The 25,883-nt window shown below is 67.4% G+C and carries 24 protein-coding genes; 6 read left to right on the forward strand and 18 right to left on the reverse strand.

The features are described from left to right. Positions 1-28: 28 nt before the first annotated feature. A complete protein-coding gene (locus ACSQ89_RS20740; RefSeq protein ID WP_093102850.1) occupies positions 29-1,678 on the reverse strand; it encodes a phospholipase D-like domain-containing protein in 1,650 nt (549 codons plus the stop codon). Positions 1,679-1,846: 168 nt separating this feature from the next. Here ACSQ89_RS20740 and ACSQ89_RS20745 point away from each other — a divergent pair, with 168 nt between their 5' ends. Next, on the forward strand, positions 1,847-2,485 hold the full coding sequence (locus ACSQ89_RS20745) for a Crp/Fnr family transcriptional regulator (protein ID WP_436290902.1): 639 nt from the start codon (positions 1,847-1,849) through the stop codon (positions 2,483-2,485). A gap of 23 nt (positions 2,486-2,508) precedes the next feature. Here the strand turns inward: ACSQ89_RS20745 and ACSQ89_RS20750 are convergent, their stop codons facing one another. The 3 genes from ACSQ89_RS20750 to ACSQ89_RS20760 are packed head-to-tail and all read right to left on the reverse strand — an operon-like array spanning position 2,509 to position 6,561. Then, positions 2,509-3,630 carry a response regulator gene (locus tag ACSQ89_RS20750; RefSeq protein WP_436290901.1) on the reverse strand — a complete coding sequence of 374 codons (1,122 nt, stop codon included), beginning with the start codon at positions 3,628-3,630 and terminating at the stop codon, positions 2,509-2,511. Beyond that, positions 3,627-4,004, reverse strand: a complete 378-nt coding sequence (locus ACSQ89_RS20755) for a response regulator (protein WP_093102845.1) — start codon at positions 4,002-4,004, stop codon at positions 3,627-3,629. Before ACSQ89_RS20755 ends, ACSQ89_RS20750 begins: the two co-directional genes overlap by 4 nt. Positions 4,005-4,062: 58 nt before the next feature. Next, positions 4,063-6,561 (reverse strand): ATP-binding protein, encoded by a 2,499-nt coding sequence (locus tag ACSQ89_RS20760; protein ID WP_436290900.1) that lies wholly within the window; start codon positions 6,559-6,561, stop codon positions 4,063-4,065. A gap of 129 nt (positions 6,562-6,690) precedes the next feature. Here ACSQ89_RS20760 and ACSQ89_RS20765 point away from each other — a divergent pair, with 129 nt between their 5' ends. Next, on the forward strand, positions 6,691-7,674 hold the full coding sequence (locus ACSQ89_RS20765; RefSeq protein WP_093102842.1) for an ABC transporter substrate-binding protein: 984 nt from the start codon (positions 6,691-6,693) through the stop codon (positions 7,672-7,674). A gap of 13 nt (positions 7,675-7,687) precedes the next feature. On the opposite strand, the gene ACSQ89_RS20770 is transcribed toward ACSQ89_RS20765, so the two are convergent. Then, entirely contained in the window at positions 7,688-8,698 is a 1,011-nt protein-coding gene (locus ACSQ89_RS20770; RefSeq protein WP_436290899.1) for an aldo/keto reductase, read from the reverse strand. Positions 8,699-8,761: 63 nt separating this feature from the next. Next, a complete protein-coding gene (locus ACSQ89_RS20775; RefSeq protein ID WP_436290898.1) occupies positions 8,762-9,700 on the reverse strand; it encodes a dihydrodipicolinate synthase family protein in 939 nt (312 codons plus the stop codon). A gap of 106 nt (positions 9,701-9,806) precedes the next feature. On the opposite strand from ACSQ89_RS20775, the gene ACSQ89_RS20780 reads away from it, so the two are divergent. Next, positions 9,807-10,685, forward strand: coding sequence for a LysR family transcriptional regulator (locus ACSQ89_RS20780; RefSeq protein ID WP_436290897.1), 879 nt, complete (start codon positions 9,807-9,809; stop codon positions 10,683-10,685). On the opposite strand, the gene ACSQ89_RS20785 is transcribed toward ACSQ89_RS20780, so the two are convergent. The 3 genes from ACSQ89_RS20785 to ACSQ89_RS20795 form a co-directional block, all read right to left on the reverse strand. Continuing rightward, positions 10,682-12,412 (reverse strand): IlvD/Edd family dehydratase, encoded by a 1,731-nt coding sequence (locus ACSQ89_RS20785; RefSeq protein ID WP_436290896.1) that lies wholly within the window; start codon positions 12,410-12,412, stop codon positions 10,682-10,684. The genes ACSQ89_RS20780 and ACSQ89_RS20785 overlap by 4 nt on opposite strands. 13 nt (positions 12,413-12,425) lie before the next feature. Further along, positions 12,426-13,424, reverse strand: a complete 999-nt coding sequence (locus tag ACSQ89_RS20790; protein ID WP_436290895.1) for a Bug family tripartite tricarboxylate transporter substrate binding protein — start codon at positions 13,422-13,424, stop codon at positions 12,426-12,428. A 93-nt stretch (positions 13,425-13,517) separates the two neighbouring features. After that, positions 13,518-13,826 (reverse strand): acylphosphatase, encoded by a 309-nt coding sequence (locus tag ACSQ89_RS20795; RefSeq protein WP_436290894.1) that lies wholly within the window; start codon positions 13,824-13,826, stop codon positions 13,518-13,520. A gap of 179 nt (positions 13,827-14,005) precedes the next feature. Between ACSQ89_RS20795 and ACSQ89_RS20800 the strand changes: the two genes are divergently transcribed. Genes ACSQ89_RS20800 through ACSQ89_RS20810 form a run of 3 tightly spaced genes read left to right on the forward strand, consistent with a single transcriptional unit; the run spans position 14,006 to position 17,022 of the window. Further along, complete coding sequence (locus tag ACSQ89_RS20800) at positions 14,006-15,466, forward strand: NCS1 family nucleobase:cation symporter-1 (protein ID WP_436291119.1); 1,461 nt, start codon at positions 14,006-14,008, stop codon at positions 15,464-15,466. A gap of 6 nt (positions 15,467-15,472) precedes the next feature. Further along, on the forward strand, positions 15,473-16,237 hold the full coding sequence (locus ACSQ89_RS20805) for an aspartate/glutamate racemase family protein (RefSeq protein ID WP_436290893.1): 765 nt from the start codon (positions 15,473-15,475) through the stop codon (positions 16,235-16,237). Between the two features lie 41 nt (positions 16,238-16,278). Next, positions 16,279-17,022, forward strand: a complete 744-nt coding sequence (locus ACSQ89_RS20810) for a GntR family transcriptional regulator (RefSeq protein ID WP_093102828.1) — start codon at positions 16,279-16,281, stop codon at positions 17,020-17,022. Positions 17,023-17,032: 10 nt separating this feature from the next. Here the strand turns inward: ACSQ89_RS20810 and ACSQ89_RS20815 are convergent, their stop codons facing one another. The 9 genes from ACSQ89_RS20815 to ACSQ89_RS20855 form a co-directional block, all read right to left on the reverse strand. Then, positions 17,033-17,554: an N-acetyltransferase family protein gene (locus ACSQ89_RS20815; protein ID WP_436290892.1), complete on the reverse strand. Its 522-nt coding sequence runs from the start codon at positions 17,552-17,554 to the stop codon at positions 17,033-17,035. Positions 17,555-17,577: 23 nt separating this feature from the next. Continuing rightward, on the reverse strand, positions 17,578-18,033 hold the full coding sequence (locus ACSQ89_RS20820) for an N-acetyltransferase family protein (protein WP_436290891.1): 456 nt from the start codon (positions 18,031-18,033) through the stop codon (positions 17,578-17,580). A gap of 35 nt (positions 18,034-18,068) precedes the next feature. Continuing rightward, a complete protein-coding gene (locus ACSQ89_RS20825; protein ID WP_436290890.1) occupies positions 18,069-18,926 on the reverse strand; it encodes an aldo/keto reductase in 858 nt (285 codons plus the stop codon). A 112-nt stretch (positions 18,927-19,038) separates the two neighbouring features. Next, positions 19,039-19,695 (reverse strand): enoyl-CoA hydratase-related protein, encoded by a 657-nt coding sequence (locus tag ACSQ89_RS20830; RefSeq protein WP_436290889.1) that lies wholly within the window; start codon positions 19,693-19,695, stop codon positions 19,039-19,041. A 47-nt stretch (positions 19,696-19,742) separates the two neighbouring features. Further along, a complete protein-coding gene (locus ACSQ89_RS20835) occupies positions 19,743-20,360 on the reverse strand; it encodes a response regulator transcription factor (RefSeq protein WP_093102821.1) in 618 nt (205 codons plus the stop codon). A 17-nt stretch (positions 20,361-20,377) separates the two neighbouring features. Beyond that, entirely contained in the window at positions 20,378-20,605 is a 228-nt protein-coding gene (locus tag ACSQ89_RS20840) for a hypothetical protein (RefSeq protein WP_093103245.1), read from the reverse strand. Positions 20,606-20,663: 58 nt separating this feature from the next. Further along, a complete protein-coding gene (locus ACSQ89_RS20845) occupies positions 20,664-21,044 on the reverse strand; it encodes a response regulator transcription factor (RefSeq protein ID WP_093102820.1) in 381 nt (126 codons plus the stop codon). A gap of 107 nt (positions 21,045-21,151) precedes the next feature. Further along, positions 21,152-21,778, reverse strand: coding sequence for a response regulator transcription factor (locus tag ACSQ89_RS20850; RefSeq protein WP_436290888.1), 627 nt, complete (start codon positions 21,776-21,778; stop codon positions 21,152-21,154). Then, positions 21,778-25,803, reverse strand: coding sequence for a PAS domain S-box protein (locus ACSQ89_RS20855; protein WP_436290887.1), 4,026 nt, complete (start codon positions 25,801-25,803; stop codon positions 21,778-21,780). Before ACSQ89_RS20855 ends, ACSQ89_RS20850 begins: the two co-directional genes overlap by 1 nt. Positions 25,804-25,883 lie beyond the last annotated feature (80 nt).

Below are 25,883 nucleotides of genomic sequence, written 5' to 3' on the forward strand. Positions count from 1 at the left end.
CGGCGCCGCTGAGGCGCCGCCGTCGTCTTCAGAGAAGCTCTTCGTCCACGAACATGGACACCACCGACAAGCGCAGCCGCATTCCCCAGTTCGAGTTCGGCTCGTCTGCGAACACGACCTTGTCCTGTCCGTCCTGCGCGACCCACTGGAGTCCCGGCTGGTCGGCGGTGCTGCGAACCTGGTAGCTCCTGGGCAGCCGTTCACCTTGCAGCAGGCTCGCCACCTGGCCGGCCAGCTCCGGGCTGTCGACGATCAGCCCCATCTCGGTGTTGGAGTGGGCCGAGCGGCGGTCCATGTTCAGCGAGCCGATGTAGAGCCAGCGCTGGTCCACCACCGCCACTTTGGCATGCAGGCGGCCGAGCGAGCCGCGCAGTTCGCCGGCGGCGCTGTCCCGCGTCTCGGCGCCGGGCATCAGCTCGAACAGCGAGACGCCCATCTGCAGCAAGGCGCCGCGGTAGCGCGCGTAGCCGAAGTGCACCAGCGGCTCGTCCGTCGTGGCCAGCGAGTTGGTGATGACCGACACGCGCACCCGGTTGTCGGTGGCCTGCTTGAGGATCTCCATCGTGCGCCGACCCGGAACGAAGTAGGGCGAGGCGACGAGCACCTCGGAACGCGCCGACTGCATCAGCTCGAGCTTGCCGTTCATGACGGCGCCGTAGGCGAGCGACGCATCGCCCGGCGCGGCCTTGGCCGGCGCATCGGCGATCACGCGGGCGGCGGCGATGTGCAGTTCGAGGCGCCCATTGGCCAGCTGCGAGCCGACGCTGCTCTGGCCGAGCGGGTCGCGCGCCGCCACCGTCAGGTCGGCGGCGCCGGCTGCACGCACGGTGTCGTCGAACTGGCGCCGGGCGGCTTCCGACGAGAACTCCGGTGCCGCGAGGCTCTGGATCGGATAGGCATGCTCGCTGTTCCAGTAGGCGTCGAACACCGCCGACAGCTCACGCACCACCGATCCGGCCGCGAACATGTCCATGTCGATGAAGTTGGCGGGCTCGCTGCGGCCGAAGTACTCGTTGGCGATGTTGCGGCCGCCGGTGATCGCGAACACGTTGTCGGCGACCAACAGCTTGTTGTGCATGCGCCGGTTGACGCGCGAGAACTCGTGCAGCGAGAACAGCACGCGCGAGGCGACACTGCCGTCGCGCACCGCCAAGGGGTTGAACATGCGCACTTCGAGGTTCGGGCGGGCGGCCAGGCCGGCCAGCAGCGCGTCCTGGCCGGCTGCGTGCAGGTCGTCCACCAGGAGGCGCACGCGCACGCCGCGGGCGGCGGCGTCGGCCAGCGCACGCAGGAACTGCCGCCCGGACAGGTCGTCGGCGATCTGGTAGTACTGCGCGTCGACGCTCTTCTCGGCGCCACGGGCCAGCGCGAGGCGGGCCTCGAAAGCCTGGTCGCCGGCGGGCAGCAGGCGCATGCCCGACAGCTGCCCGTTGCCGGCCGGCATCGATGCGGCGGCCACCGCGGCGAGGCGGGTGTCGGCCACGTCGATGCGGGCTTGCGAGTTCGGGCGCTGCACGCCGCTCGGCAAGCCGGCACAGGCCGTCAGCATCCCGAACAGCACCACGACGAAGGCCCACACCGCCAGGCGCGGGTCGGCCTTGGCTTGGGCGAGCGCGATCAGGCGCAGGCCGACGCAATGGGCGATCAGCAGGGGGGAGCGAGGGAAAAGGGAGGTCATGGCGGGCTCTCTCTGGTAGGCCTCTAATCTAGGCAGAGCCCCCCTTTGTCACGAGTGCGCAGTGCGCCGCGCGGATGTGACATTGGTCACAGGCGGCGGCGCGCCCGATAATCGTTTGCCGCCATGCAGCCGCCTGGCCGTGCCCCTGCGCAGCACCCGGAGTGACCGATGAATTCCGCCGACGCCAATGACCGCCTGCCGCAGCCTCTGCTCGATGCCATCGCGCCGCACGGGTCGACGCGCTCGTTCGCGGCCCACGCGATCCTGATCAACGAGGGCGACGCGACCGACTCGCTCTACATCCTGCTGAGCGGACGGGTGAAGGTCTACGCCAGTTCGGAGGACGGCCGCGAGGTGGTGCTCGCCGAGTACGGTCCCGGCGAGTATTTCGGCGAACTCTCGATCGACGGCGAGAAGCGCTCGGCGTCGATCAAGGCGCTCACGGCGTGCAGCTGCCGCGTGGTCCAGGGTTCGGAGTTGCGCCAGTTCCTCGCGGAGCACCCTGACTTCGCGGTGCACCTGACCCGCAAGCTGATCCGCATGGTGCGGCGCCTGACCGAGCAGGTTCGCAGCATTGCGCTGCAGGACGTCTACGGCCGCATGGTGCGGGTGCTGATCGAGCTGTCCGAGCCGGCCGGCGAGGAGCGCGTGCTGCGCCACAAGCTGACGCAGCAGGACATCGCCGATCGCATCGGCTCCTCGCGCGAGATGGTGAACCGGGTCATGAAGGAACTCACCGCCGGCGGCTATGTCACCCAGCGCGACGGCCGCCTGGTGATCCTGCGCAAGCTGCCGGCCGCCTGGTAGCGGGGCCTGCTAACAGCCCCAGTTCAGGAATCCGGCACGACGCGCCATACGGGCACCTTGCGCTGGAAGCCTTTGAGCGCCAGTTCGCCGGCCTGCTGGATCGACCACTCGCCTTCCGGCCGCGCCTCCTGCAAGGCGGCCTGGACGCGCTGCGACAGCAGGATCTCGCCACCCTCCGCTTCTCCGCACAGCCGTGCGGCCAGGTTGGTCACGGTTCCGATGGCTCCATAGTCGATACGCCCTTCGAAACCGATGCTGCCGATCGTCGCGAAGCCCTGGGCGATGCCGATGCCCATGTGCAAGTCGTAGCCGCGCCGGAGCCACTGGCCGCTGAGGTGGCGCATCTCCTCCTGCATCCGGACGGCCATTCGCACCGCGCGCACCGGCGCATCGGGCACCGGCTGCGGATCGTTGAAGAAGATCATCATGCCGTCGCCGGAAAAGCGCTCCAGCGTCCCCTCGTGGGCCAGCACCAGCCGGCCCATCGCCGCATGGTATTGGCCCAGCACAGCCATCACCTCCTCGGGATCGGCCGTCTCGGTGAAGGCGGTGAAGCCGCGCAGGTCCAGAAAGACGACGGTGATCTCGCGCCGATGGCTCTTGAGCGGATCGTCGGCGCCGCCGGCCAGGATCGCCTGGGCCAGTTGCGGCGAGAAGAAGCGCTTGAGCTGCCCGACGCGTTCGAGCTGCTCTACGGCATCGGCCACGCGCTGTTCGAGCGTGAGGTTCCAGGCCTGCAGCTCGGCCCTCTGCCGCTGGACCTCGTCGTACAAGGCCTTGACGCGCAGCAACGAACGCACGCGCGCCATCAACTCGGCCTGGTGGATGGGCTTGCTCAGAAAGTCGTCCGCGCCCGCCTCCAGCCCCTTCACGCGCTCGTGTTCCGGGTCCAGCGCGGTCACCAGCACCACCGGCAGCACCGCGCAAGCCGGATCGGCACGGATCGCGCGGCACACGTCGTAGCCGTTCATCCCCGGCATCATCACGTCCAGCAAGACCAGGTCGGGCAGGTCGGCCGCGATGCGTGCCAGCGCTTCCTCGCCGGAGGCCGCGGTGCTCGTTCGATAGCCGCGCGCCGTCAGGACGTCGGCGAGCAGCCTGACGTTCTTTTCGACATCGTCGACGACCAGGATGTGGGCACTCATCGCGGTCCCTTCTGTTTCAGGAAGCGATCGACGGTCGCGCGCAGGGTCTTCAGGGCGATCGGCTTGGTCATGAAGGCGTCGAATCCCGAGTTCACGATGCTGCGATGGTCTTCGGGCATGACCGAGGCCGACACCGCGATGACCGGCACCGCCTGCAATGCCGGCTGCTCGCGAATCTTCTGCAGGGCCGCGATGCCGCCCATGCCCGGCAGCTGCACGTCCATCAGGATCAGGTCGGGCGGGTGGTCGATGGCCAGCTGCACGCCCGCCTCCCCGGTCCTCGCCTCCAGCGTGGCGTGGCCCGCGTGCTGCAGGACGTCGCGCATCAGCTTCATGTTCTTCTCGTTGTCTTCGATGATCAGGATGGTGCTCATTCGATAACCTCCGCGCCATGCGCTGCGGTGCTATTCGACTTGGGAGCGGCCCGGCGTCTCATATCACAGCCTCCGGAACCTGCATCGGCAAAAGGAAGCTGAAGGTCGCGCCTTCGCCGGGCCGGCTTTCGACGCGGATCGTTCCGCCGTGGAGTTCGACGAAGCGCTTGGCCAGCGCCAGGCCCAGGCCGGTGCCTTCCGCCCTGCGCAAAGCGTCGCTGCCGGCTTGGCGGAACTCGTCGAACACCAGGGCCTGGTCCTCCGGGGCGATGCCCACGCCGGTGTCGGCCACGCTGACCTCGGCGACGCTTTGGCCGGCCGCATCGAGGCGCCGGGCGCGGAGGCGCACGCTGCCGCCGGCCGGCGTGAACTTCACCGCATTCGACAGCAGGTTCACGACCACCTGTTTGACCTTTCGGGCATCGGCCACCCATTCCGTCAGTCCATCGCCGATCTCGAGGGAGATCAGCACACCGTCGCGCTGCGCGCGCTCGCGCACCAGGGTCAGTGCGTCGTCCATGAGCAGGCCGAGGTCGATGCAGCTCAGGTCCAGCTCCATCCGGCCCGCCTCGATCTTCGACAGGTCGAGCACGTCGTTGATCAGCGTCAGCAGGTGCTGGCCGGACGAATGGATGTCCTGCAGGTATTCCATCTGCTTGTCGTTGACCTCGCCGAACATCCGCTCGGTCAGCACCTCCGAGAAGCCGATGATGGCGTTCAAGGGCGTGCGCAGCTCGTGCGACATGTTGGCCAGGAATTCCGACTTGTGGCGGTTGGCCACCTCGAGCTCGCGGCCCTTGTTCTCGATCTCGCGGAACAGCCGCGCGTTCTGGATCGCGATCACGGCCTGGTCGGCAAAGGTCTCGACCAGGCGGACTTCCGCATCCGAAAAGGGCTGCACTTCCTTGCGAAGGACGGCGATGATCCCGATCGACGCGCCCTCGCGCACCATCGGCACGGCAAGCACCGTGTGAACGTCGTTGCGCTTCGGCGCCTTGCGCGATGCCGGGGGCCTCCAATCGACCAACTGGGCGACATCCTCGACATGCACCGTCCGGCCTTCGACGAATGCCCGGCCGACCACCGACCTGGCGCTCATCGGCAGGGCATCGTCGCGGCCCGGCCCGGAACCGCCCTTGACCGGATAGCCGGTGACAGCCCGGAAGTGATCGCCCTCCTGCAGCCAGATCTTGCTGGCATCGGCGCGGCAGCGCAGCACGGAGCGCTCGGCGATCGCCTGCAAGGCCGGTTGCAGATCCGACGGCGTGTGGCTGAGCACCCGCAGGACTTCCGCCGCCGCGGTCTGGAATTCGAGCGACGCCGTCAGTTCCGCCGTGCGCTGTTCGACCTTGCGCTCCAGCTCTCCGTACGACTCGCGCAGCTGCGCCGACATGCGGTTGAACTGATCGGCCAAGGCTTCCAGCTCGTCGCCGGTCTTGACGACGATCTGCGCGTCCAGTTCGCCCTCGCCGATGCGCCGCGCGCCCGCGGCGAGCGTGCGGATCGGCCGCACCATGTTGCGCGCCAACACCCATGCCGCCACGGCGGAGACCATCAGGCCGGCCAGCAACAGCAGGCCGGTGCGCAGGATCGAGGCGTTCAGCTTGGCATACACCTCGGCCATCGGCCGCTCGACGAACACGTTCCAGCCCAGCGGCTCGATCGGCGCCACCGAAACCAGCACTTGCGCGCCCTGCAGGTCGTGCGTCACCATGGCCTGCGGGCCCGGCGCCTTCGCCGCCGCCGCCGCCCGGACGTGCGGCAACGATGCCAGGCTGGTCTTGCGCAGCACCAGGCCGATGTCCGGGTCCGCCACGAGCAGGCCGTTGCGGTCCACCACGTAGGCCTTGCCCGCGTCGTCGGTGCTGATGCGCGAGATCACGTCCCAGATGAACTTGAGATTGAGGTCGGCCACCGTCACGGCGCTCTTGTCGCCTTCCGACCGGATCGCCACGGTCATGTAGGGCTCGGTGTCCTTGTGGAAGTACACCGGCCCGAACCAGGGCGAGCCGGCCCGGGCATGCTGGAACGGCGCTTCCGACGAGCGATCCTTTCCGGAGCCCACCGAGTCCATGCCAAGGCGCGACACCGCAACCCGTTCGAGGCCGCTGCCATCAAGCTGCGCCACGTCGGTCACCTCGGGAACCTGGCGCAGCAACCGCAGGAACTCGATGCGGCGCGCTTCCAGGTCCGCTTCGTCGAACAGCGGAACCGACGCGAAGCTCAGCTGTTCGGTGAGCTGCCGGATGTATTGCTCGATCCGCGACGCCGCGCCGACGGCCTTGACTTGCTGCAGGCTTGCCAGCGCCGCCTTGTTTTCCTGATAGGAAAAGTAGAGACTGATCGCGCCCGACGCCAGCAGCACAGCCATGACCAAGGAGAGGATCAGCAGCAGGTACTTGCGGAACAGGTGCCCGCGGTGGATGTCGCGCGTGGACTCTGCCGGCAGAGCGACATCGGGCATGGCACGGCCATCTTCCTCGGCTGCTTTCATTTCGACTGCTGATGGCGCGTTGCCACGGAAGCCCAGCGAGGTCCACGCGGCCGGGGCTTTCATGATTCGATCACTTTGTCGTCGATTGGCTGCGCCATTCACAGCGGCGCGGCGCCGATTTTCCGCCTTTGCGGACTCGGCGAAATCCACCAATCAGCCTATGGAAGACGGAAGCTCCGAAGGAGAAACCTGATGAACGGCAAGAACCTGCGGCTTCTTCTTTGCGCGCTGATGCTTGCCGCCGGCCCCGTCGCCGAGGCCCAGCAGCCCAGGAAGGTGCCGCGCGTGGGCTATCTGGCGGCCGTTTCGGCCAGCGCGGACGCACCCCGGCTCGAGGCATTCCGGCAAGGCCTGCGCGACCTCGGCTATGTCGAAGGACAGAACATCCAGATCGACTACCGCCATGAAAGCCTGGATTTCGAGCGGCTTCCCGGCCATGCGGCCGAGCTGGTCCGACTGGACGTCGACGTCCTCGTCACGGTCACGACCAACGCAGCCCTGGCTGCCAAGAAGACGACCGGCACCATTCCCATCGTCTTCATGGGCGTCACCGACCCGATCACCACCGGCCTGGCCGAAACCCTGGCGCGGCCGGGCGGCAACAGCACGGGGATCACCAACGTGGCGGCGGTCCTGGCCGGCAAGAGGCTGGAGCTGCTGAAGGAAACCATGCCCAAGGCCAGCCGGGTCGCGGTGCTCTGGGACCGCAAGGCGCCGGGCTCCATTCCACAGTGGGAAGCCAGCCAGGCGCCCGCGGAGAAGCTGGGTCTGCAGCTTTATTCGATGGAGGTGAGCAGCGTCGACGAGTACGTGGCTGCGTTCACGCAAGCCGTCAAGGCGCGCAGCAGCGCCGTCTGGATCACGCTCAACCCGGTCGCCAATTCGAACCAGAAGCTCATTGCCGAGCTGGCCATCGCCAGCGGCTTGCCGTCGATCTGCGCACGGGGCGACTATGCGGAAAACGGATGCCTTATGGCCTACGGACCCGGCTACGGCATGGAAGGCAAGGACGGCGCCCGCTACGTCGACAGGATCCTGAAAGGCGCCAAGCCGGCGGATCTTCCCATTGAACAGCCGACAAAGTTCGAGCTGCTGATCAACCTGAAGACCGCCAAGCGCATCGGTTTCACCATCCCGCGCTCGGTGCTGAACCGGGCGGACAAGGTGATCCAGTGACGGCGTACCCGTGTCAGCGCGGCGCGTCGCCCTTGCGGTAGTCGGCGGTGAGTTCGTCGAGCCGCTGCTTGAGTCCCGCATCGAGCTTGTAGTCGGCCGCCGCGAGCGTGGCATCGAGCTGCTCCGGCCGGCTGGCGCCGAGCAGCGGCGCGGTGATCAGCGGATTGGCCATCACCCACGCGACGGCCAGGGTCGCGAGCGGCACGCCCGCTTCGTCGGCCAGCGCATGCAATTGCGCGACGCTCGCGAAGCTACGCTCGTTCCAGTAGCGGTCCTGGTACATCGTGCCCGCGGTGCCGAGCGTGAAGCGCGTGTTGTCCTCGGGCTTGGCGCCGGCCTTGTACTTGCCGGTCAGCAGACCGCCCGCGAGCGGGTTGTAGGGAATCACGCCCAGGCCCTCTTCGCCGCAGAGCGGCAGCAGCTCGCGCTCGATCTCGCGGAACAAGAGGCTGTAACGCGGCTGCACCGAGACGAAGCGCGTGAGCTTGTGCAGCTCGGAGCGGCCCAGCGCACGCGCCAGCCGGTAGGCCAGGAAGTTGGAGACGCCGATGTAGCGCGCGCGTCCCGACCTGACGATGACATCGAGCGCCTCCAGGCTCTCGTCGAGCGGCGTCTCGCGGTCGTCGCTGTGGAGCTGGTACAGGTCGACATGGTCGGTCTGCAGCCGTTTGAGCGAGGCGTCGATGGCATCGAGCAAATGCTTGCGCGATGCGCCCTGGTCCCAGGGGTTCGGGCCGACCTTGCCGACCGCCTTGGTGGCGAGCACGAAGCGGCGGCGCGCGCCCGGCCCTTTAGCTTGCAGCCAGCGGCCGATGATCTCTTCGGTGCGGCCGGTGGTCTCGACCGTGCCGCCGAGCGGGTAGACGTCGGCGGTGTCCAGGAAGTTGATGCCGGCCTCGGTCGCCTTGTCGAGGATGCGCTGCGAGACGGCTTCGTCGGTCTGCAGCCCGAAGGTCATGGTGCCGAGCGCGAGCCGCGACACGGTCAGGCCGGTGCGGCCCAGGCGGGTGGTGGGAATGCTCATGGGTTTGCTGCGATGCGGTGGCGGCAGGCCATCATAGTGATCGCGGCGCGAACGTGCAGAACTTCACTGAGGGCGTCGCGGGTAGCCGGGCATGTCGAACCCGGCGGCGTCCAGCCGGGCCAGGACCTCGCCGCCCGCGGCGTCGCCCAGCGCGACGAGCGGCGGACGCACCCTGCGCCATGATGGATGCGCAGCGAAGCTGGAGACCACGTGCTTCATCGCCGGGATCATCGGCGCGGCCTGGAAGATCGTGCGAGTGGCATCCGCCTTGGCTTGCAGCTCGGCGGCTTCGGGACCTTGCCAGCCTTCGAACAGGCGATGGATGCCGGCCGGATTCATGTTCACCGTCGCGCTGATGCAACCCGCGCCGCCGATCGGCAAGGCCTGGGAGAGCAAGGACTCGCTGGCCGGGAACACGTCGAAGCCTGCAGTGGCGAAGTTGTCGATCATGGCCTTGGAATTGTTCCAGTCGCCCGAGGAATCCTTGGCGCCCGCGATCGTGCCCGGGTAGCGCTCGAGAAGACGCTCGATCAGGTCGAGCGTGATGGGCACCTGGCTGAGCTGCGGGATGTGATACAGGTAGATGGGCACGCAGCCGCTTCCCACCCGCTCGATGATCTCCGCGTAATAGGCGAACACGCCATCGTCGGACACGCCCTTGAAATAGAAGGGCGGCAGCACCAGCGCGCCCGAGGCGCCGATCCGGGTGGCGTGGCGGGTCAGTTCCACCGCGTCCGGCAATGCGCAGGCCCCCGTTCCCGGCATGAGCATCGCGGCGGGAATGCCGGCCTCCACCAAGGCCTGCGCCAACGACAGCCGCTCGCCGACGGAAAGCGATGCCGCCTCCGAATTGGTGCCGAAGATCGCCAGCCCCGCATGGTTGTCCACCAGCCAGCGGCAGTGGGCGATGAAGCGCACAACGTCGGGCTCGAGCTTGTCGTTGATAGGCGTGAGCACCGGCGCGATCACGCCGCGCAGCCGCTTCGTCGTATGGGAGTTCATGCGGATGAAGTATCGAATGACGGGTGTTCTCGAGGGCAAGAAGCCAGCACGGTCAAAGCAAAAGATTTTTTGGGTTTGAGCTGGGCCGGCCTGTACATTCGCGCCGATGGATACGCGCTACCTTCAGAGCTTTGTCGCCGTCGCCGAACTGGGCTCGATGGCCGAGGCGGCGCGCCGGCTCGACCTCACGCCCGCCGCGATCGCCGCGCGCGTCAAGGCGCTCGAGGAAGACATCGGCCTGCCGCTGGTCCAACGCTCCGGCCGCTCCGTGCGCCCCACGGAGGCGGGGCTCAAGATGCTCGATCGCGCCCGCAACGTGCTGCGCGACGTGCGCGACCTGCGGGCGGTCACCAGCGACGGCGCGTCGCTGGGCGAGTTGCGCCTGGGCGTGTTCGTCTCGGCCATGACCAGCGTGCTGCCGCTGGTGCTCAAGCGGCTGTACGCGCGCTTTCCCGATCTGTCGGTCTTCGTCGCGCCCGGCAGCTCGGTGGAACTGTGCCGGCAGGTGACGACCGGCGCGCTCGACGCCGCCATCGTGGTCGAGCCTCAATTCGCCATCGGCAAGGGCTGCACCTTCCAGGCGCTGTTCGAGGAGCGCCTGGTCGTGGTCGCGCCCAAGGCCCTGGCCCGGCGCAAGGCCCATGAGCTGCTCGCGACCGAGCCCTTCATCCGCTATGACCGCTCGGTGGTGGGCGGACAACTGGCCGACCGCTACCTGCGCGACCACGGCATCGGCGTGCGGCAGCGGCTGGAGATCGACAACCTGATGGCGGTCGCGGCACTGGTCGGCCAGGGGCTGGGCGTGGCCTTGCTGCCGGATTGGGGGCCGATGTGGAGCAGCGGATTCGCGATCGCACGCGTGGCGCTGCCGGCGCGCGCGCCGGTGCGGCGCGTGGGCCTGATCTGGGCCACGCACGGGCCGCGCGCCGGGCTGGCGAAGGCCCTTCTTGCCGAGGCGCAGGCCGTCTGCAAAGGGCGTGCTTAAGGTTTCGGCGCGCGAAGAAAGTCGAAGTCGACGCCCTTGTCGGCCTGCATCACGGTCTGCAGAAAGAGCCTTCGATAGCCTCGTTCGGCCGTCGGTTCGACCACCGGCGACTCCTTCGCGCGGCGCGCCAGTTCGTCGTCCGATACCAGCAGCGATATTTCGCGCTTCGCCACGCTCAGCCGGATGCGGTCGCCGTTGCGGACATGCGCGAGCGGACCGCCGATGGCCGACTCCGGCGTCACGTGCAGCACGATGGTGCCGAAGGCCGTGCCGCTCATGCGGCCGTCGGAGATGCGCACGATGTCCTTCACGCCCGCGCGCGCGAGCTTGCGCGGGATCGGAATGTAGCCTGCCTCGGGCATGCCCGGTGCGCCCTTGGGGCCGATGTTCTTGAGCACCAGTACGTCCTCGCGCGCGACGTCGAGATCGTCGCTGTCGATGCGCAGGACCAGGTCCTCGATGTTCTCGAAGACCACGGCGCGGCCTTCGTGCTCCATCAGCCCCGCATCCGCCGCGGACTGCTTGATGATGGCCCCGCCCGGCGCCAGGTTGCCGCGCAGCACCGCGATGCCGCCCTGCGGATAGATCGGGTTGTCCACGGTGCGCACCACGTCCTGCGCGAATCCCGGCCCCGCGCGTTCGATCTCTTCGCCCAGCGTCCTGCCGGTGACGGTCATGGCCTCGAGCCGCAGCAAGGGTTGGAGTTCGCGCAGCAGCGTCGCCATGCCGCCGGCCTTGTGGAAGTCTTCCATGTAGTGCTGGCCCGAGGGCTTCAGGTCCAGCAGCACGGGCGTCTCGCGCCCCATGCGGTCGAGCGCGTGCAGATCGATGTCCAGGCCCATCCGGCCCGCGATCGCGGCGAGGTGCACGATGCCGTTGGTCGAGCCGCCGATCGCGAGCAGCACCCGCATCGCGTTCTCGAAGGCAGCGGGTGTGAGCACCTTGTCGATGGTCAGGCCGTCGCGCGCGATCTGAACAGCCTGCGCGCCGGTCTGCTCCGCGATGCGGATGCGGTCGGCCGTGACGGCCGGCGGCGAAGCGCCGCCCGGCATCGTCATGCCCAGCGCTTCGGCAATGCAGGCCATGGTGCTGGCCGTGCCCATGACCGAGCAGGTCCCCACGCTCGCCACCAGCTGGTTGTTCACGTCGGCGGTTTCCTCGTCGTCGATTTCGCCCGCGCGGTATTTGCCCCAGTAGCGCCGGCAGTCGGTGCATGCGCCGACGCGCTCGCCGCGATGGCTGCCCGTCAGCATGGAACCGGTAATCAGCTGGATCGAGGGAATGCCGGCCGAGGCCGCGCCCATGAGCTGCGCCGGCACCGTCTTGTCGCAGCCGCCGATCAGGACCACGGCATCCATCGGCTGTGCGCGGACCATCTCCTCGGTGTCCATCGACATGAGGTTGCGCAAGTACATGCTCGTCGGCGCCGCGAAGCTCTCATGGATCGAGATCGTCGGAAAGTCCATCGGCAGTCCGCCGGCGAGCATCACGCCGCGCTTCACCGCTTCGATGAGCTGCGGCGCATTGCCGTGGCAGGGGTTGTAGGCGCTGCCGGTGTTCGCGATGCCGACCACGGGGCGATCGAGCGCCGCGTCGGTATAGCCGGCGCCCTTGATGAAGGCCTTGCGCAGGAAGAGCGAGAAGCCCTGGTCGCCGTAGCTGGTCAGGCCTTTGCGCATGCCCGAGGGTTCATCGGTACCGTCGGGCTTGGAGGAGGCTTTGGACATGTTCAGTGGGCCCTCATTCGTCGGACTTGATATTGGCGTCGGCAATGACTTTTTTCCAGCGGGCAATCTCGGCCTGGATCTGCTCGTCCGACTTCGCCGGCGTCGTCGGCGCCGCCGCATAGACGCCCTGCTTGAGCAGCATCTCCCTGGCTTCGGGCGATTGCACGAGTTTCGCGAGCGCCTCGTTGAGGCGCGCCACGATGGCCGCGGGAGTGCCCGCCGGCGCCAGGACGCCGAAGGTGGAACTGACTTCGAGGTTCGGCACGCCCGCCTCGGCCGCCGAGGGCACATCGGGCAGCATCGAGATCCGCTGCGGCGTCGTGACCGCCAGCGCACGAAGCTTGGCCGAAGTGATGAAGGGAAGCGAGGCCGGCGCCGTCTCGACCATCAGGCCGACCTGGCCGCCGACCACGTCGGTCATCGCCGGACCGCTGCCCTTGTAGGCGATGTGCGTCATCTTGATACCGGTCTCGCGCTGGAGGATTTCGGCGGCCATGCGCTGGGGCGCGCCGGCGCCGGACGAGGCGTAGTTCAACTTGTCGGGGTTGGCCTTGGCGTAGGCGATGAGTTCCTTCAGCGTCTTGACCGGAACCTGCGGATTGACCACCACGACCAGCGGCACCGACCCGACGATCATGACGGGCGCAAAGTCCTTCGAGATGTCGTAGCGCAGGCGCCCTTTCTCCAGCGTCGCCATCGTCGCGTGCGAAGTCAGCGCGCCCATCAGCAGGGTGTAGCCGTCCGGCGCTGCCTTCGCGACCGCCTCGGCGCCGATGTTGCCGCCGGCGCCGCCGCGGTTGTCGACCACGACCTGCTGCCCGAGCAGCTCGCCGAGCTTGAGCGCGACGATGCGCCCGATCACGTCGGTGGCGCCGCCGGGCGGATAGGGAACGACCAGCTTGATGGGCTTGTCGGGGTAGGCGGCGATGGCCAAGGGGGCGCCGAGGGCTATGCCGCAGGCCAGGCAGGCCCGAAGAATCGCGCGACGCGCGAAGTAGTGGCTGGCTTTCATGCTTTGTCTCCTTTGGCCCGGAGTGTGGCCAGCCGGGCGCGCCGGTTGAAGCGGCTTCGACAAGGACAAAAGATAGATTCTTTTGCGTCTGCTCTACAAGCTGGGCAGCCGTTCGAAACGATCGAGGCGATCGAAAGGCGGCGGCACCTGCGTGAGCTCGAGCGCGTCGACCCATGCGCCGGGCACGCCGTCGCGCAGCCAGTTGCACATGGCATCCAGTTCACGGCGAGAGCCCTGCAGCATGGCTTCGACCGACCCATCGGCGCGGTTGCGGACCCAACCGGTGATGCCCGTGGCGCGCGCGTGGTGCAGGCAGGCATCCCGGTAGCCGACGCCCTGCACTCGGCCGCGCAAGCGCACCAGCCGGCACTCGATCGCCTCGTTCTTGTCGCCAGGGTTCATGGCGCGATTGTTCCTCAAGCAAGGGTAAACACCAACCACCAGGCCGCAGATCTTCCTTGATTGCACCCATTTTTTGTATACAAATATAGGGTGCAATCAACGAACCGAACATGCCGTTCGGACATCCGCCCATCCCCCACGAGGAGACACCCGTGAACACAGCCGTCAGCCCAGGAAGCATGGACCTGCCGATCGCCGGCCATGCGCCGCATACCGAATCCAACGCACTCATCAAGCCGGGCTACGACCCCGCCCTCACCAACGAAGACCTCGCGCCGCTCAAGAAGCAGACCTGGGGCCAATACAACATCTTCGCCTTCTGGATGTCCGACGTGCACAGCGTCGGCGGCTACATCACCGCGGGCAGCCTGTTCGCGCTCGGCCTGTCGAGCTGGCAGGTGCTGGTGGCGCTGCTGGTGGGCATCTGCATCGTGCAGTTCTTCTGCAACCTGGTGGCCAAGCCGAGCCAGCTGACCGGCACGCCCTACCCCGTGATCTGCCGCGCCTCCTTCGGCGTGCGCGGCGCCAACATCCCGGCCATCATCCGCGGCCTGATCGCGGTGGCCTGGTACGGCATCCAGACCTACCTGGCCTCGGCCGCCTTCATGGTGCTCGCGCTGCACCTGATCCCCAACCTCGCGCCGTACGCCGACGTCAAGCTGCACGGCTTCGCAGGCCTGTCGGCGCTGGGCTGGCTGGCCTTCATGGTGATGTGGGTGCTGCAGGCCTTCGTGTTCTGGCACGGCATGGAAGCGATCCGCAAGTTCATCGACTGGGCCGGCCCGGGGGTCTACGTGGTGATGACGATCCTGTGCGGCTGGCTGGTGTGGAAGGCCGGCTGGAGCCGCATCGACCTCAACCTGGGCGGCGTCAAGTTCCAGGGCTGGGACGCGCTGCCGGTGATGCTCTCGGCGATTGCGCTGGTGGTGAGCTACTTCAGCGGCCCGATGCTCAACTTCGGCGACTTCTCGCGCTACAGCAAGAGCTTCGACGCGGTGAAAAAGGGCAACTTCTGGGGCCTGCCGGTCAACTTCGTGTTCTTCTCGCTGCTCACCGTGATCACCACGGCCGCGACGCTGCCGGTTTTCGGCGAGCTGATCACCGACCCGGTGCACACGGTCGGCAAGATCGACAGCACCACCGCCGTCGTGCTGGGCGCGCTGACCTTCATGATCGCCACCATCGGCATCAACATCGTCGCCAACTTCGTCTCGCCGGCCTTCGACTTCTCGAACGTCGCGCCGCAGCACATCAGCTGGCGCACCGGCGGCATGATCGCCGCGGTGGGCTCGATCTTCCTCACGCCCTGGAACCTCTACAACAACCCCGAGGTGATCCACTACACGCTGGACATCCTGGGCTCCTTCATTGGTCCGCTGTTTGGCATCCTGATCGCCGACTTCTACCTGGTGCGCAAGCAGCAGGTGGTGGTGGACGATCTCTACACGCTGAGCCCCAAGGGCCGCTACTGGTACAGCAAGGGCTACAACCTGAAGGCCGTGTGGACCATGATCCCTTCGGCGCTGATCCCGATCCTGTGCGTGCTGATCCCGGCTTGGCGCGGCGCCGCCAATTACGCCTGGTTCATCGGCATGGGCCTCGGCTTCGTGATCTACGCCCTCCTCAACCGCAAGCCCTGAACTTTCATGCGCATCAAGATCATCAACCCCAACACCACCTGGAGCATGACCGAGAAGATCGGCGCCTGCGCGCGCTCGGTCGCGCGGCCCGGCACCGAGATCGTGGCGGTCAGCCCCTCGATGGGCCCGGCCTCGATCGAGAGCCACTACGAGGAGGCGCTGGCGGTGCCCGGCCTGCTGCAGGAGATCGCCGCCGGCGAACGCGAAGGCATCGACGGCTATGTGATCGCCTGCTTCGGCGATCCGGGCCTCGCGGCCGCGCGCGAGCTGGCGCGCGGGCCGGTGGTGGGCATCGCGCAGGCGGCCATGCACCTGGCCAGCCTGGTCGGCACTCGCTTCAGCGTGGTGACCACGCTGGGCCGCACCACGGGCCAGGCCTGGCACCTGGCCGAGGCCTACGGCATGAAGCGCTTCTGCGCCAACGTGCGGGCCTGCGAAATTCCGGTGCTCGAGCTGGAGGCGCCGGGCTCGAAGGCGCGCGAGCGCATCGTCGACGAATGCCGGCGTGCGCTCGACGAAGACGGCTCCGACACCATCGTGCTCGGCTGCGCCGGCATGGCCGACCTGTGCGCGCACATCGGCCAGGTGCTGGGCGTTCCGGTGGTCGACGGCGTGGCAGCCAGTACGCAGCTGATCGAATCGCTCGTGAACCTGCGGCTTTGCACCAGCAAGCGCGGCGAGCTGGCGCAGCCGCTGCCGAAGCCGGTCGCCGGCTTGCTGGAAGGCTTCACGCTGCCGTCTCCGGCGCCGGCGCTGAAACGCGCGGCCTGAAGCCCGCGCGCGACGCGGCGCCGCTCGTCCACAATCGCGCCATGCCCCGCGTCACCAAAGCAACCACGACCACGCCGGCGGCCGTTCCCGAAGCGGCCGCCGCGCCCGACAAGAGCGCGACCATCGAAAGCATCGCGCAGGACATCGCCACCGCCATCGTCGAGAAGCGCCTGCCGCCCGGCACCTGGCTACGCGAGGAGGCGCTGGGGCGCGTCTATGCCGTGAGCCGCACCAAGATCCGCGCGGCGCTCTTGACGCTTTCCAAGGACAAGCTGATCGAGATGATTCCGGACAAGGGCGCCTTCGTCAGCAAGCCCAGCGTGCAGGAAGCGCGCGAGGTCTTCGGCGTGCGCCGCATCCTCGAGAGCGAAGTGGTGCGCCTCTTCATCGCCAAGGCCCGGCCCGCGGACTACCGCGCGCTGGAGCAGCACATCCAGTTCGAGCGCAGCGCGCTGCGCTCCACGACCACGGGCACCGTGCGCGAAAAGCTGCTGGGCGATTTCCACGTCGCGCTGGCCGAGGCCGCGGGCAATGGCACGCTGGCCGAGCTGGTGCGCGAACTGGTCGCGCGCAGCTCGCTGATCGCGATGCTCTACCACTCCTCCAACGATCCGCACTGCTCTTCGGACGAGCATTCGGACTTCCTGCGCGTATGCCGCAGCGGCGACGTGGAGGCTGCCGTGGCCTGCATGACGGATCACCTGTCGCGCATCGAGGCGAATCTGCAGCTCACGAGCGGGGTGCCGGACCGGCAGCTCGATCTGGTGAAGGCCTTGCTGGCCTGAAGGACGCAGGCTAGCCGTCGACCGGATTCGCCGGCGTTTCGAGCACCAGCTGCCAGAAGTCCACGTCGAGCCATCGGCCGAACTTGAATCCGGCCTGCCTGATGGTTCCGGCGTGCTCGAAGCCTAGCCTCTGGTGCAGGGCGATGCTGCCCTTGTTGGCCAGGTCGATGGCGCCGACCATGACGTGATACTGCTGCGCCCTGGCAGCCGCGATCAGTTCCTGCATGAGCAGCAGGCCCAGGCCTTTTCCCCGGTGGTCCTTGTGAACGTAGACCGAGTGCTCGACCGAGTACTTGTACGCGGGCCAGGCGCGGAAAGTGCCATAGCTGGCAAAGCCGAGGAGCCCGCCGTCTTCTCCGATGGCGCCGATCACGGGGAACCCGCCCGCCTCCTTGGTCTTGAACCAGCCGACCATGCTCTCCGGCGTGCGGGGCTTGTAGTCGTAGAGGGCGGTCGAGCTGACGATGGCATCGTTGAAGATCTCCAGGATCGCAACGGCGTGGGTGTCGTGCGTGCATGCGACGAACTGCATCGGATTCTCCGTGGGCATGGTGATCAAAACTCCCTCGCGTAGACGATGAATCCAAGGTGCTTCGCGACCTTGTCGTAGAGCAGCCTGCCCGCGGCGTTCGATTCGTGCGTCTGCCAGTAGACCCGCGAGGCGCCGGCCGATTTCGCCTGCTCGTAGACCGCCTCGATCAGCAGGCGGCCGATGCCGCGCCCGCGCCGGGATTCGAGCGTGAACAGGTCGGAGAGATAGCACACCGGCTCGACACGGGTCATGCTGCGATGGATGACGCAATGGGCCAGCCCGACGAGCTGCCCCTCGTCTTCCGCGACCAGCGCGAACATCGGCTCCTCCGGATCGAGGAAGCGCTGCCAGGTCGTCTGCGTCACGTGCTCGGCCAGCGCAGTCGCGCCATGGCGGCCGTAGAAGGCGTTGTAGCCGTCCCAAAGCGGCCGCCAGGCGGCGTGGTCGTTCTGCGTGACGGGGCGTACGGAAGGAGTCATCGGGGTTTCGGTAGTTGCGTACTGGGTCGTCGGGATCAAATCATCGAAAGCGGCTTCTTGCGCCGCGGCGGGGGATGGAGTCTATCGATCTCGGCGAGATCTTCGTCGCCGAGCTGCAGTTCGGCAGCAGCGAGGTTGTCACGCAGATGCGCCTCGCGCACCGCCTTCGGAATGGCGACGACGCCGGGCTGTGCAATGACCCAGGCCAGCGCAAGCTGCGCCGCCGTGACGCCGAGCCGCTGCGCCGTCTTCTTCAATGCCGCATCGCCCGCCAGCGCGCCCTGGTCGATCGGGCTGTAGGCCATCAGCGGCATGCCGCGGGCACGCTGCCAGGGCAGCAGGCTGAACTCGGGCCCGCGCTCGCGCACCGAGTAATAGACCTGGTTCGCCGTGCAGTCCAGCGGCTCGCCGCACACGGCGGCCAGTTCGTCCATGTCGCCGGTGTCGAAGTTGCTGACGCCCCAATGCCGGATGCGCCCGCCGTCGACCAGCGCGCGCATCGCCTCGCAGGTTTCGGCAAGCGTGTATTCGCCGCGCCAGTGCAGCAGATAGAGGTCGATCTGCTCCAGCCCCAGCCGCGCCAGGCTGCGCGCGCAAGCGGCCGGCGTGCCCTTGCGGCTCGCGTTGTGTGGATAGACCTTGCTGACGACGAAGAGCTCGCCGCGCGTCACGTCGCCGGCGCGCAGCGCCTCTGCGATCGCCTGCCCGACCACTTCTTCGGCGCCGCCCTCGCCGTACATCTCGGCGGTGTCGATGAGGCGGTAGCCCATCTCGATGGCCGCGCGCACGGCGGCGATCTCGGTGCGGCGCAGCGCGCGGTCTTCGCCCAGGCGCCAGGTGCCCAGGCCGAGCACGGGCAGCGAAGTGCCTGTTGCAAGTTGAAGCGTCTTCATTGTTTGCCGGGAACAGAGTCGTAGAAGGATGAAGATTCTCTGCGACCGGTGGCAGATTCGCCTGCGAAACCCATCTCGCTGGTCGCGCGATGGATCATCTCGCGCACGGTGATCAGCTTCGGCTGGCGCTCGCAGACGCTGCTTCCCCTGTTCCAGTTCGATGAGCCCCCATTTGGCTGAGGATCGTTTCCGCACGGGGGATGAGCTGGTCTGCATCGACAATCTCGTTGACGAGGCCGTTCCGGTGCGCTTCTGTCGCGTCGATCGTGTCCGCCGTGAGAATGAGCTGCAGCGCACGGCCCTTGCCGACGAGACGCAGGAGGCGCTGCGTCCCGCCGAAGCCGCGAACGAAACCGGGCTTCGCTTCCGGGCCGCCGAATCTCGCATGCGCCGTTGCAAGACGCAAGGTGCAAGCCATCGCCAGTTCGCACCCTTCGCCCGACGCGCAGCCATTCACAGCGGCGATGACCGGCTTGCCGAGCTGCTCGATCAGATCGAACGCAAGCCGGCCGCTGCGCGTGAACGCGTGCGCGTCGATGGCGGAAATCGACGCGCCCGCGGTGATGTCGGCCCCGGTGACGAAGGCCTTGTCGCCCGCGCCGGTCACTATCACGCCATGGACGACGGGGTCCCCTCGCGCGTCCTCCATCACCGATCTCAGCTCGTCGAGCGCCGTGTGGCTCAGCGCGTTCATCGCCTGCGGGCGGTTAATCGTGACGTAGGCGATCCCCGCCCTCTTTTCATAGAGGAGGTCTTGCAGCGATTGCATGTGGGTCTTCCGGCCGTGCGGCGGGCGGAATATCGTGAAAGCTCCGGTCACCGCCAATTCGGGTGCAATGAGCTAATGAGCTTGTTGCAGTCGCCGCGCGTGAGGAGGGCGAGCACATCCATCTCGCGTGGGGTCAGGTCCTGCAGCACGAAGGAATCGGCCAGGTCCGCCGCCATCCGCGGCGAAAGGTAGCGTTGCGAGCGAGCGGCCGCGACCAGCGCGGCGCGGATCTCGGCGGGCTGGGCCGTCTTCTCGACGAATCCGCTGGCGCCCCACCGGATCGCCTCCCGCACCATGTGCGGCGAATGCATGTCGCTGATGAGCACGACGCGCACCCTGGCAGCCATCATGCGGAGCAATTGCATGAATGCGCGCAGCCCCTGCGGACCGAGGGTCGGATCCACCAGAGCGATGCAGTCCTCGGCCTCCATGCAGCAGACGAGCAAACGGTCCAGTGTGGGCGCCGAGCGCCCGAAAGCAAGGCCCGCGGTGCCGCTCACCAGCGATTCGAGGCCGCACAGAAGCGCAGGCGAGGCTACGCCGATGATGACCTTCACTGCGCTGTCGGCCTTCGCTGCGACTCCTTCGCCGCCGAGCGACGCGTGGGGAGTCGGATCCTGGAAGGGCACCTCGCCGTCCGGGATTTCGGCAGATCGATCGCTCATGGCTTTGCTCCTTCGCTTCAGCTTTGCACTTGGCACGAGGCCTGCACGCTGGGCCACCCGTAGTCGCGGCCCGTCAGTGCGCGCGCAAGAAGGTAGTTGTTCAGCGCGCGCTCGCTCAAGCTGTCCATTTGCACCGAGCCGCTGGCATCGCAGGGAAATGACAGGGCGCGGCCCGTGCCGCTGAGCGAGGGAAAGCGCAGCTCGAAGGCGGACTGTGCAGCGGATGAATGGCGGGCGGCGTGCATGGCGGTGTCCTCGTGGTTCATTTCGATGAAGCAGCTCCGGGAAGCATGGTCGTGCGCCTCACGCAGGATCGCGTCCGCGCAGGGCGGTCTGGATGCAGGCGAGGAGGTCTTCCGCACTGAAGGGCTTTGCGAGAAAGCAGATCACGCCCGTCTTCAAGGCGCGCGCGCGCTCCCGTTCGTCGGGGTAGGCGGTGATGAGGACCGTAGGAATCGGGGTGCCGGCGGCGGCCAGGCGGCCGTGCAGCTCGAGCCCGGTCATCCCCGGCATGCGCATGTCGGCGATGAGGCATTGGATGGCGCACGTGCCCTTCGATTGCAGGAAGCTCTCGGCCGAGTCGAAGGTGGCGGCGGACAGGCCAGCAGAGTCGAGCAGGTCCTTCGTGGTGTCTCGAACCGATTCATCGTCGTCCACGATCGCTACGGTCGGGTTGTTGCGCACTTGGATCTCCTTGCAGGTCTTCTTGAACGTTGACGCAAGACTAGGCCGATTGCGCGCGCAAGACCATTGCACGTGCGTCACGTGCGCTACGACTTTGGTTTAGGCGCCTAAGGCCTCGGGTTGGAGAGGCCGAGCGTGTCCGCGATGCGCACGAGCTGCGCCAGGGATTTCGCCTGCATCTTGCGCATGATCTGCCCGCGGTGGACCTTGACGGTGGCCTCGCTGATGCCCAGCTCGGCCGCGATCTGCTTGTTCACGCGCCCGGTGCTCACCAGCGCCATGACTTCGCGCTCGCGCTGGGTGAGCGCGGCGAAACGTTGCCGGAGCTCCGCGACGAGCGCCGTCTCGCGGCGCTGCGCGCGGTGCCGCTCGACCGCAGCATCGATCGCATCGAGAAGCTCCTGGTCGCGGAAGGGCTTGCTCAGGAACTCGACTGCGCCGGCCTTCATGGCGCGCACCGTCATCGGAATGTCGCCGTGCCCGGTGATGAAGATCACCGGCAGATCGACGCCCGCTCGCGGGAGTTCTTCCTGGAAGCTCAATCCGCTTGCGCCGGGCAGCCGCACGTCGAGCACCAGGCAGCCGGGCGCGTCCGGGCGCTGCGCCTGCAGGAAGTCCTGCGTCGAGGCGAAAAGGCGCACGTCCATGCCGACGGAGGCGAGGAGGTCCTGAAGCGCCTCGCGCATGGCCAGGTCGTCGTCGACCACGAAGACGACGGTCCGCTCGGTTGCCATCACGGCTCCCGTTCCCCGGTCGGCAGCGAAAACCGGAACACGGTGCCGTGGGGCAGGTTCGGCGCGGTCCGGAGCTGGCCGCCATGGGCCTCGACGATCGACCGGCTGATCGAAAGCCCCATGCCGATGCCCTGCGCCTTGGAGGTATGGAAGGGCTCGAAGAGCTTGTCCGCGATCTCGGGCGCGATGCCGGGGCCCGAGTCGCGCACCTCGATGCACACGCCGCCCTCCGCTTCGCTCGCGCCGATGACCAGCTGTCGCGGGCGATTGCCGGGCGCGCTCATGGCCTCGATGGCGTTGACGATCAGATTGAGGATCACCTGCTGGAGCTGCACCCTGTCGCCCCATACGGGCGGCAGGCCGTCGGCAAGCGTCTTCTCGAGCGCAATGTCGTTGCGGCGCATCTGGTCGCGCGTGAGCGCAATCACGTCGAGGATGGTCTGGTTGACGTCGACGCGGTCCCGGCGCGGCGGCTGGCGCATGACCAGGGCGCGGATGCGGTCGATGACTTCGCTCGCGCGCTTGCCGTCCCTGGCAATGCGTCCGAGCGAACGCTGGGCCTTTTCGAGCTCGGGCGGCTGGGCTGCGAGCCAGCGCGCGCAGGACCCCGCGCTTGCGACCATGGCTCCGAGCGGCTGGTTGACCTCGTGCGCGATCGAGGCCGCCAGCACGCCGAGCGTGGTCACGCGGTTCACTCGCGCAAGCGCCGCCTGCGCCTCGCGCAGGGCTTCCGACGCGAGGACGTGGTCAGTGAGATCGCGCGTGATCACAAGCGCTGCCTCCAGGCGCTCCGAATCGAGCCGCAGCGGCGAGTAGGACACCGACAGGTAGAAGCGCCCCAGTTCGGTCGTGAACCATTCTGCGACGGTGAACTGCTCTCCGGCGAGACAGCGGTCGAGACTCGGCTTCACGGTGCGCTCGAAGACGTCGGTCCCGAGGAGATCGGCGACATGCATGCCGACGATCTTCTCGGCCGGCATCCTCCAGTTGCGCTCGTAGACCGCATTGACCCTTTGATAGCGGTAATCCCGGCCGATCACGGCCACGCCATCGGAGGCACTCTCGAACATCTGCCGCGTCAAGTACTCGGCCCGCTTGCGCTCGGTGATGTCCATGATGCTCACGAGCGTGCTGCCGAACTTGGCCGGCTGAGGCGGAAACGCGATCGTGAGGAGGACGGACAACTTGTCTCCCTTCAGCGTTCCGCGCACCGTCTCGGCCGTAAAGGAAGTCCGGCCCTCTGCCAGGGCGCACAGCTCTTCTGCGAACACCTGCTCGGTCTCCGGCAGGACGAGCTTGGGGAGCGACACCATGAGCTCCTCCTTGCTCCGCGCCCCGAACAGCTCGATGGTTGCGTCATTGACGTCGAGCACCTTCACCAGGGCGAGGGCCTGCCGGACGAACTCGGGATGTGTGGCCAGGTGCCGGCGCAAGTCGCGCACGCCCTGCGCCTTGAGTTCGTCGATGGCCGCCTCGACCGCGGACAAGTCCTCTTCCCAGATCGAAACGCTCGCGCCCTGGAAAATGTGCCGGTATCGGCTTTCGCTTTCGCGCAGCTCCTCTTCCGCATGCCTGAGCTCCGTCATGTCCTGCACGATGCCGAAGAAGCGCCGAGGCCGGCCGGAGGGGTCGCGCGCCACGTCGGCGCTGTTGTGGACCACGCGCACCTCGCCGTCCGGACGCACCACCCGGTATTCCATGTCGAAGCGCGGACCGCCCTGCACGCCGGCCTCATTGGCCTGCTTCACCCGTTCCCGGTCGTCCGGATGGACGAGGTCCAGCAACCGGCCTTCCAATTGCCCGGACTCGGGCCGCTTAAGGCCGTGGATGCGGTAGGCTTCTTCCGAGGCGGTCACGCGACCGCTGTCCAGGTCGGCTTCCCAATGACCGAGATGCGCCATGCGCTGCGCCTCTTCGAGCTTGCGCTCGCTTTCGCGCAGGCTGCGGAAGATGAGAAGACTGGTGAGCGCGTCGGCAAGCCGATGTCCGATCTCCTCGAACAGCCGCGTTTCCTGCACCGTCCAGGCGCGCGGGCGCGAGCACTGGTGCAGCCCGAAGAGGTAAGGTTGATCGGCCTTGGGGTACAGCGCCATGGCGAGCACGGATCTGATGCTGAAACTCTCCGCGAGCTGCGCCGGCACCTGGAGCTCGCAGCCAGGACCGAATGACACGGCTCCGCTCGCAGCGCGCGCTGTCCGGAACACCGTGGCGACATCCGCATCGAGGGGCAGCTCGGCGCCCAGGCTGAACGCGCCGGGAAACTCAGGCCGCGTCTGTTCCATGACCGCGCGCCAGCAGCCAGCTTCCGGATCGCACGGATAGGTGAGCCATGCCCGGTCGCAAGCAAAGATGTCGAGGACTGCATCGAGCACATCGCTCATCATCTTCTCGAGGTCGTTGGTTCCCTGCATGGCGCGGTTGACGCGGTTCATGCTTTCCAGGAACCACAGATGCGCGCGGCGTTCCTCTTCCGCGCGCTTCCGGTCTTCGATGTCGGTAAGGATTCCATACCACTTCAGAATCCTTCCACCTTCGCCGCGCATCGGCACGGCGCGGCTCAGGAACCAGCGGTATTCGCCGTCCGCGCGACGAACACGCGCTTCCTGCTCGAAAGGCTCGCCGGTCGCCATGTGATGCGCCCGCGCTTGCACGTAGCCGGGCAGATCTTCGGGATGAATTGCAGCCAGCCAGTTCGCCCCGGTGAGCGAAAAGCCGGTGTATTCGCTCCCGCGCCGGTTGACGAGCACACCGGAGCCATCAGCGTTGGTGACGAAGGCAATCGCCGGCATCGTCTCGAGCACCTCCCGAAGCTCCTTCTCGCTCCGGCGCAGCGCATCTTCAGCGCGCTTGCGCTCGGTGATGTCCCGCCCGACGCCCCGGTAGCCCGTGAAGCGCCCCGCCTCGTCAAACATCGGCAGCCCGGATACCGACACATGGCGTATGCCGCCGTCGGACGTAGCCCGGGCGAGCTCGAAGTCGCGGAACGGGACATGGGCATCGAGCGCTGAGCGGTGCTGGCGCCAAGCCTCCTCGTCCGGCCCCAGATAGGGCACTTCCCACCGCGTCTTGCCGATCTCCGAGCCCGGCGCCGGCGCGCGGTCGAACTGGGCGGAATACTCCTGCCGGGTGAAGCGATGCTGGGCGTCGCTCTCCCAGTACACGTCGAAAGAGAATTTCACAAGCGTGCGAAAGCGCTCCTCGCTCTCGCGCAACGCCTCCTCGGCGTGCTTGCGCTCGGTAATGTCCTCGCACGCCACAAGCAGCACCGGCCCGCCCCTCAGCACGACCGCGTTCGCCGACTCCCGGACCCACAGCATCGTGCCGTCCTTGCGGACCTTGCGCGCCTTCCAGCGCATCACGTGCCCCGGCTGCCGGAAAGCCTGCTCGGCGTTTCCCTGGACGAACGCCCGATCGGCTTCGTAGAACACGTTCAGCACCGGCTGGCCGATCAGCTGGCTCACGCGCCAACCCAACTGCTCTGCGCCGACGGGATTCACCGACAGGATCGCGCCGGCCGCATCGATGATGAAGTACATCGTGGGATTGGCTTCGAAGGCCGCTCTCCATTGCTCCTCGAGATCCTGCCGGGCCTCCTCGGCCCGCTTGTGCTGCGTGATGTCGGTATTGGTCGCGAGGATCGCCACCGGCTCGCCCTGCTCGTCTCGCTGCAATGCCAGGCGGCTCGCCACGACCACCGGCGTTCCGTTTCGCCTGTAATGCACCAGCTCGCCTTCCCAGCGTCCGGTGCTCAGCACCTGCGATTCGATCTGCTCGAGCGGCACGGTGGAGATGGTCTTCAGCAGCTCGGGCGCGGACTTGCCGAGCGCCTCTTCAGCCGTCCATCCATACATCTCCTCGGCGCCGCGGTTCCAGTACTTGATCGCTGCTTCCATGTCGCGCACGAACATGGCGTCGTGCGTGAGATTCAGCAGGTCGGCGTGCTCGCGCAGCGAGGCCTCGACCTGCCGCTCGAAAGGCTGACGCGCCGGGCGCGACAGCGTTTCGTCGTCTTTACGTTTCGTCACGAGCGACTCCGATAGGCGTCGCGGCATGTGAGCCGCAGCATGTCCCGCAGCGCCGGTGGTAGGGCCAGCTCCTCCTTGGG

Source organism: Variovorax sp. LjRoot175, from assembly GCF_964253805.1.
GTDB lineage: Bacteria > Pseudomonadota > Gammaproteobacteria > Burkholderiales > Burkholderiaceae_C > Variovorax.

What these genes read in the sequence shown, in the direction of transcription:
- ACSQ89_RS20795 (WP_436290894.1), bottom strand. Translation starts at nt 13,826, where the DNA reads ATGAACCCTGGCGACAAGAACGAGGCGATCGAGTGCCGGCTGGTGCGC.
- ACSQ89_RS20820 (WP_436290891.1), bottom strand. Translation starts at nt 18,033, where the DNA reads ATGACTCCTTCCGTACGCCCCGTCACGCAGAACGACCACGCCGCCTGG.
- ACSQ89_RS20830 (WP_436290889.1), bottom strand. Translation starts at nt 19,695, where the DNA reads ATGCAATCGCTGCAAGACCTCCTCTATGAAAAGAGGGCGGGGATCGCC.
- ACSQ89_RS20850 (WP_436290888.1), bottom strand. Translation starts at nt 21,778, where the DNA reads ATGGCAACCGAGCGGACCGTCGTCTTCGTGGTCGACGACGACCTGGCC.
- ACSQ89_RS20800 (WP_436291119.1), top strand. Translation starts at nt 14,006, where the DNA reads ATGGACCTGCCGATCGCCGGCCATGCGCCGCATACCGAATCCAACGCA.
- ACSQ89_RS20825 (WP_436290890.1), bottom strand. Translation starts at nt 18,926, where the DNA reads ATGAAGACGCTTCAACTTGCAACAGGCACTTCGCTGCCCGTGCTCGGC.
- ACSQ89_RS20785 (WP_436290896.1), bottom strand. Translation starts at nt 12,412, where the DNA reads ATGTCCAAAGCCTCCTCCAAGCCCGACGGTACCGATGAACCCTCGGGC.
- ACSQ89_RS20810 (WP_093102828.1), top strand. Translation starts at nt 16,279, where the DNA reads ATGCCCCGCGTCACCAAAGCAACCACGACCACGCCGGCGGCCGTTCCC.
- ACSQ89_RS20815 (WP_436290892.1), bottom strand. Translation starts at nt 17,554, where the DNA reads ATGCAGTTCGTCGCATGCACGCACGACACCCACGCCGTTGCGATCCTG.
- ACSQ89_RS20790 (WP_436290895.1), bottom strand. Translation starts at nt 13,424, where the DNA reads ATGAAAGCCAGCCACTACTTCGCGCGTCGCGCGATTCTTCGGGCCTGC.
- ACSQ89_RS20840 (WP_093103245.1), bottom strand. Translation starts at nt 20,605, where the DNA reads ATGCACGCCGCCCGCCATTCATCCGCTGCACAGTCCGCCTTCGAGCTG.
- ACSQ89_RS20835 (WP_093102821.1), bottom strand. Translation starts at nt 20,360, where the DNA reads ATGAGCGATCGATCTGCCGAAATCCCGGACGGCGAGGTGCCCTTCCAG.
- ACSQ89_RS20750 (WP_436290901.1), bottom strand. Translation starts at nt 3,630, where the DNA reads ATGAGTGCCCACATCCTGGTCGTCGACGATGTCGAAAAGAACGTCAGG.
- ACSQ89_RS20780 (WP_436290897.1), top strand. Translation starts at nt 9,807, where the DNA reads ATGGATACGCGCTACCTTCAGAGCTTTGTCGCCGTCGCCGAACTGGGC.
- ACSQ89_RS20755 (WP_093102845.1), bottom strand. Translation starts at nt 4,004, where the DNA reads ATGAGCACCATCCTGATCATCGAAGACAACGAGAAGAACATGAAGCTG.
- ACSQ89_RS20770 (WP_436290899.1), bottom strand. Translation starts at nt 8,698, where the DNA reads ATGAGCATTCCCACCACCCGCCTGGGCCGCACCGGCCTGACCGTGTCG.
- ACSQ89_RS20775 (WP_436290898.1), bottom strand. Translation starts at nt 9,700, where the DNA reads ATGAACTCCCATACGACGAAGCGGCTGCGCGGCGTGATCGCGCCGGTG.
- ACSQ89_RS20740 (WP_093102850.1), bottom strand. Translation starts at nt 1,678, where the DNA reads ATGACCTCCCTTTTCCCTCGCTCCCCCCTGCTGATCGCCCATTGCGTC.
- ACSQ89_RS20765 (WP_093102842.1), top strand. Translation starts at nt 6,691, where the DNA reads ATGAACGGCAAGAACCTGCGGCTTCTTCTTTGCGCGCTGATGCTTGCC.
- ACSQ89_RS20760 (WP_436290900.1), bottom strand. Translation starts at nt 6,561, where the DNA reads ATGAAAGCCCCGGCCGCGTGGACCTCGCTGGGCTTCCGTGGCAACGCG.
- ACSQ89_RS20805 (WP_436290893.1), top strand. Translation starts at nt 15,473, where the DNA reads ATGCGCATCAAGATCATCAACCCCAACACCACCTGGAGCATGACCGAG.
- ACSQ89_RS20745 (WP_436290902.1), top strand. Translation starts at nt 1,847, where the DNA reads ATGAATTCCGCCGACGCCAATGACCGCCTGCCGCAGCCTCTGCTCGAT.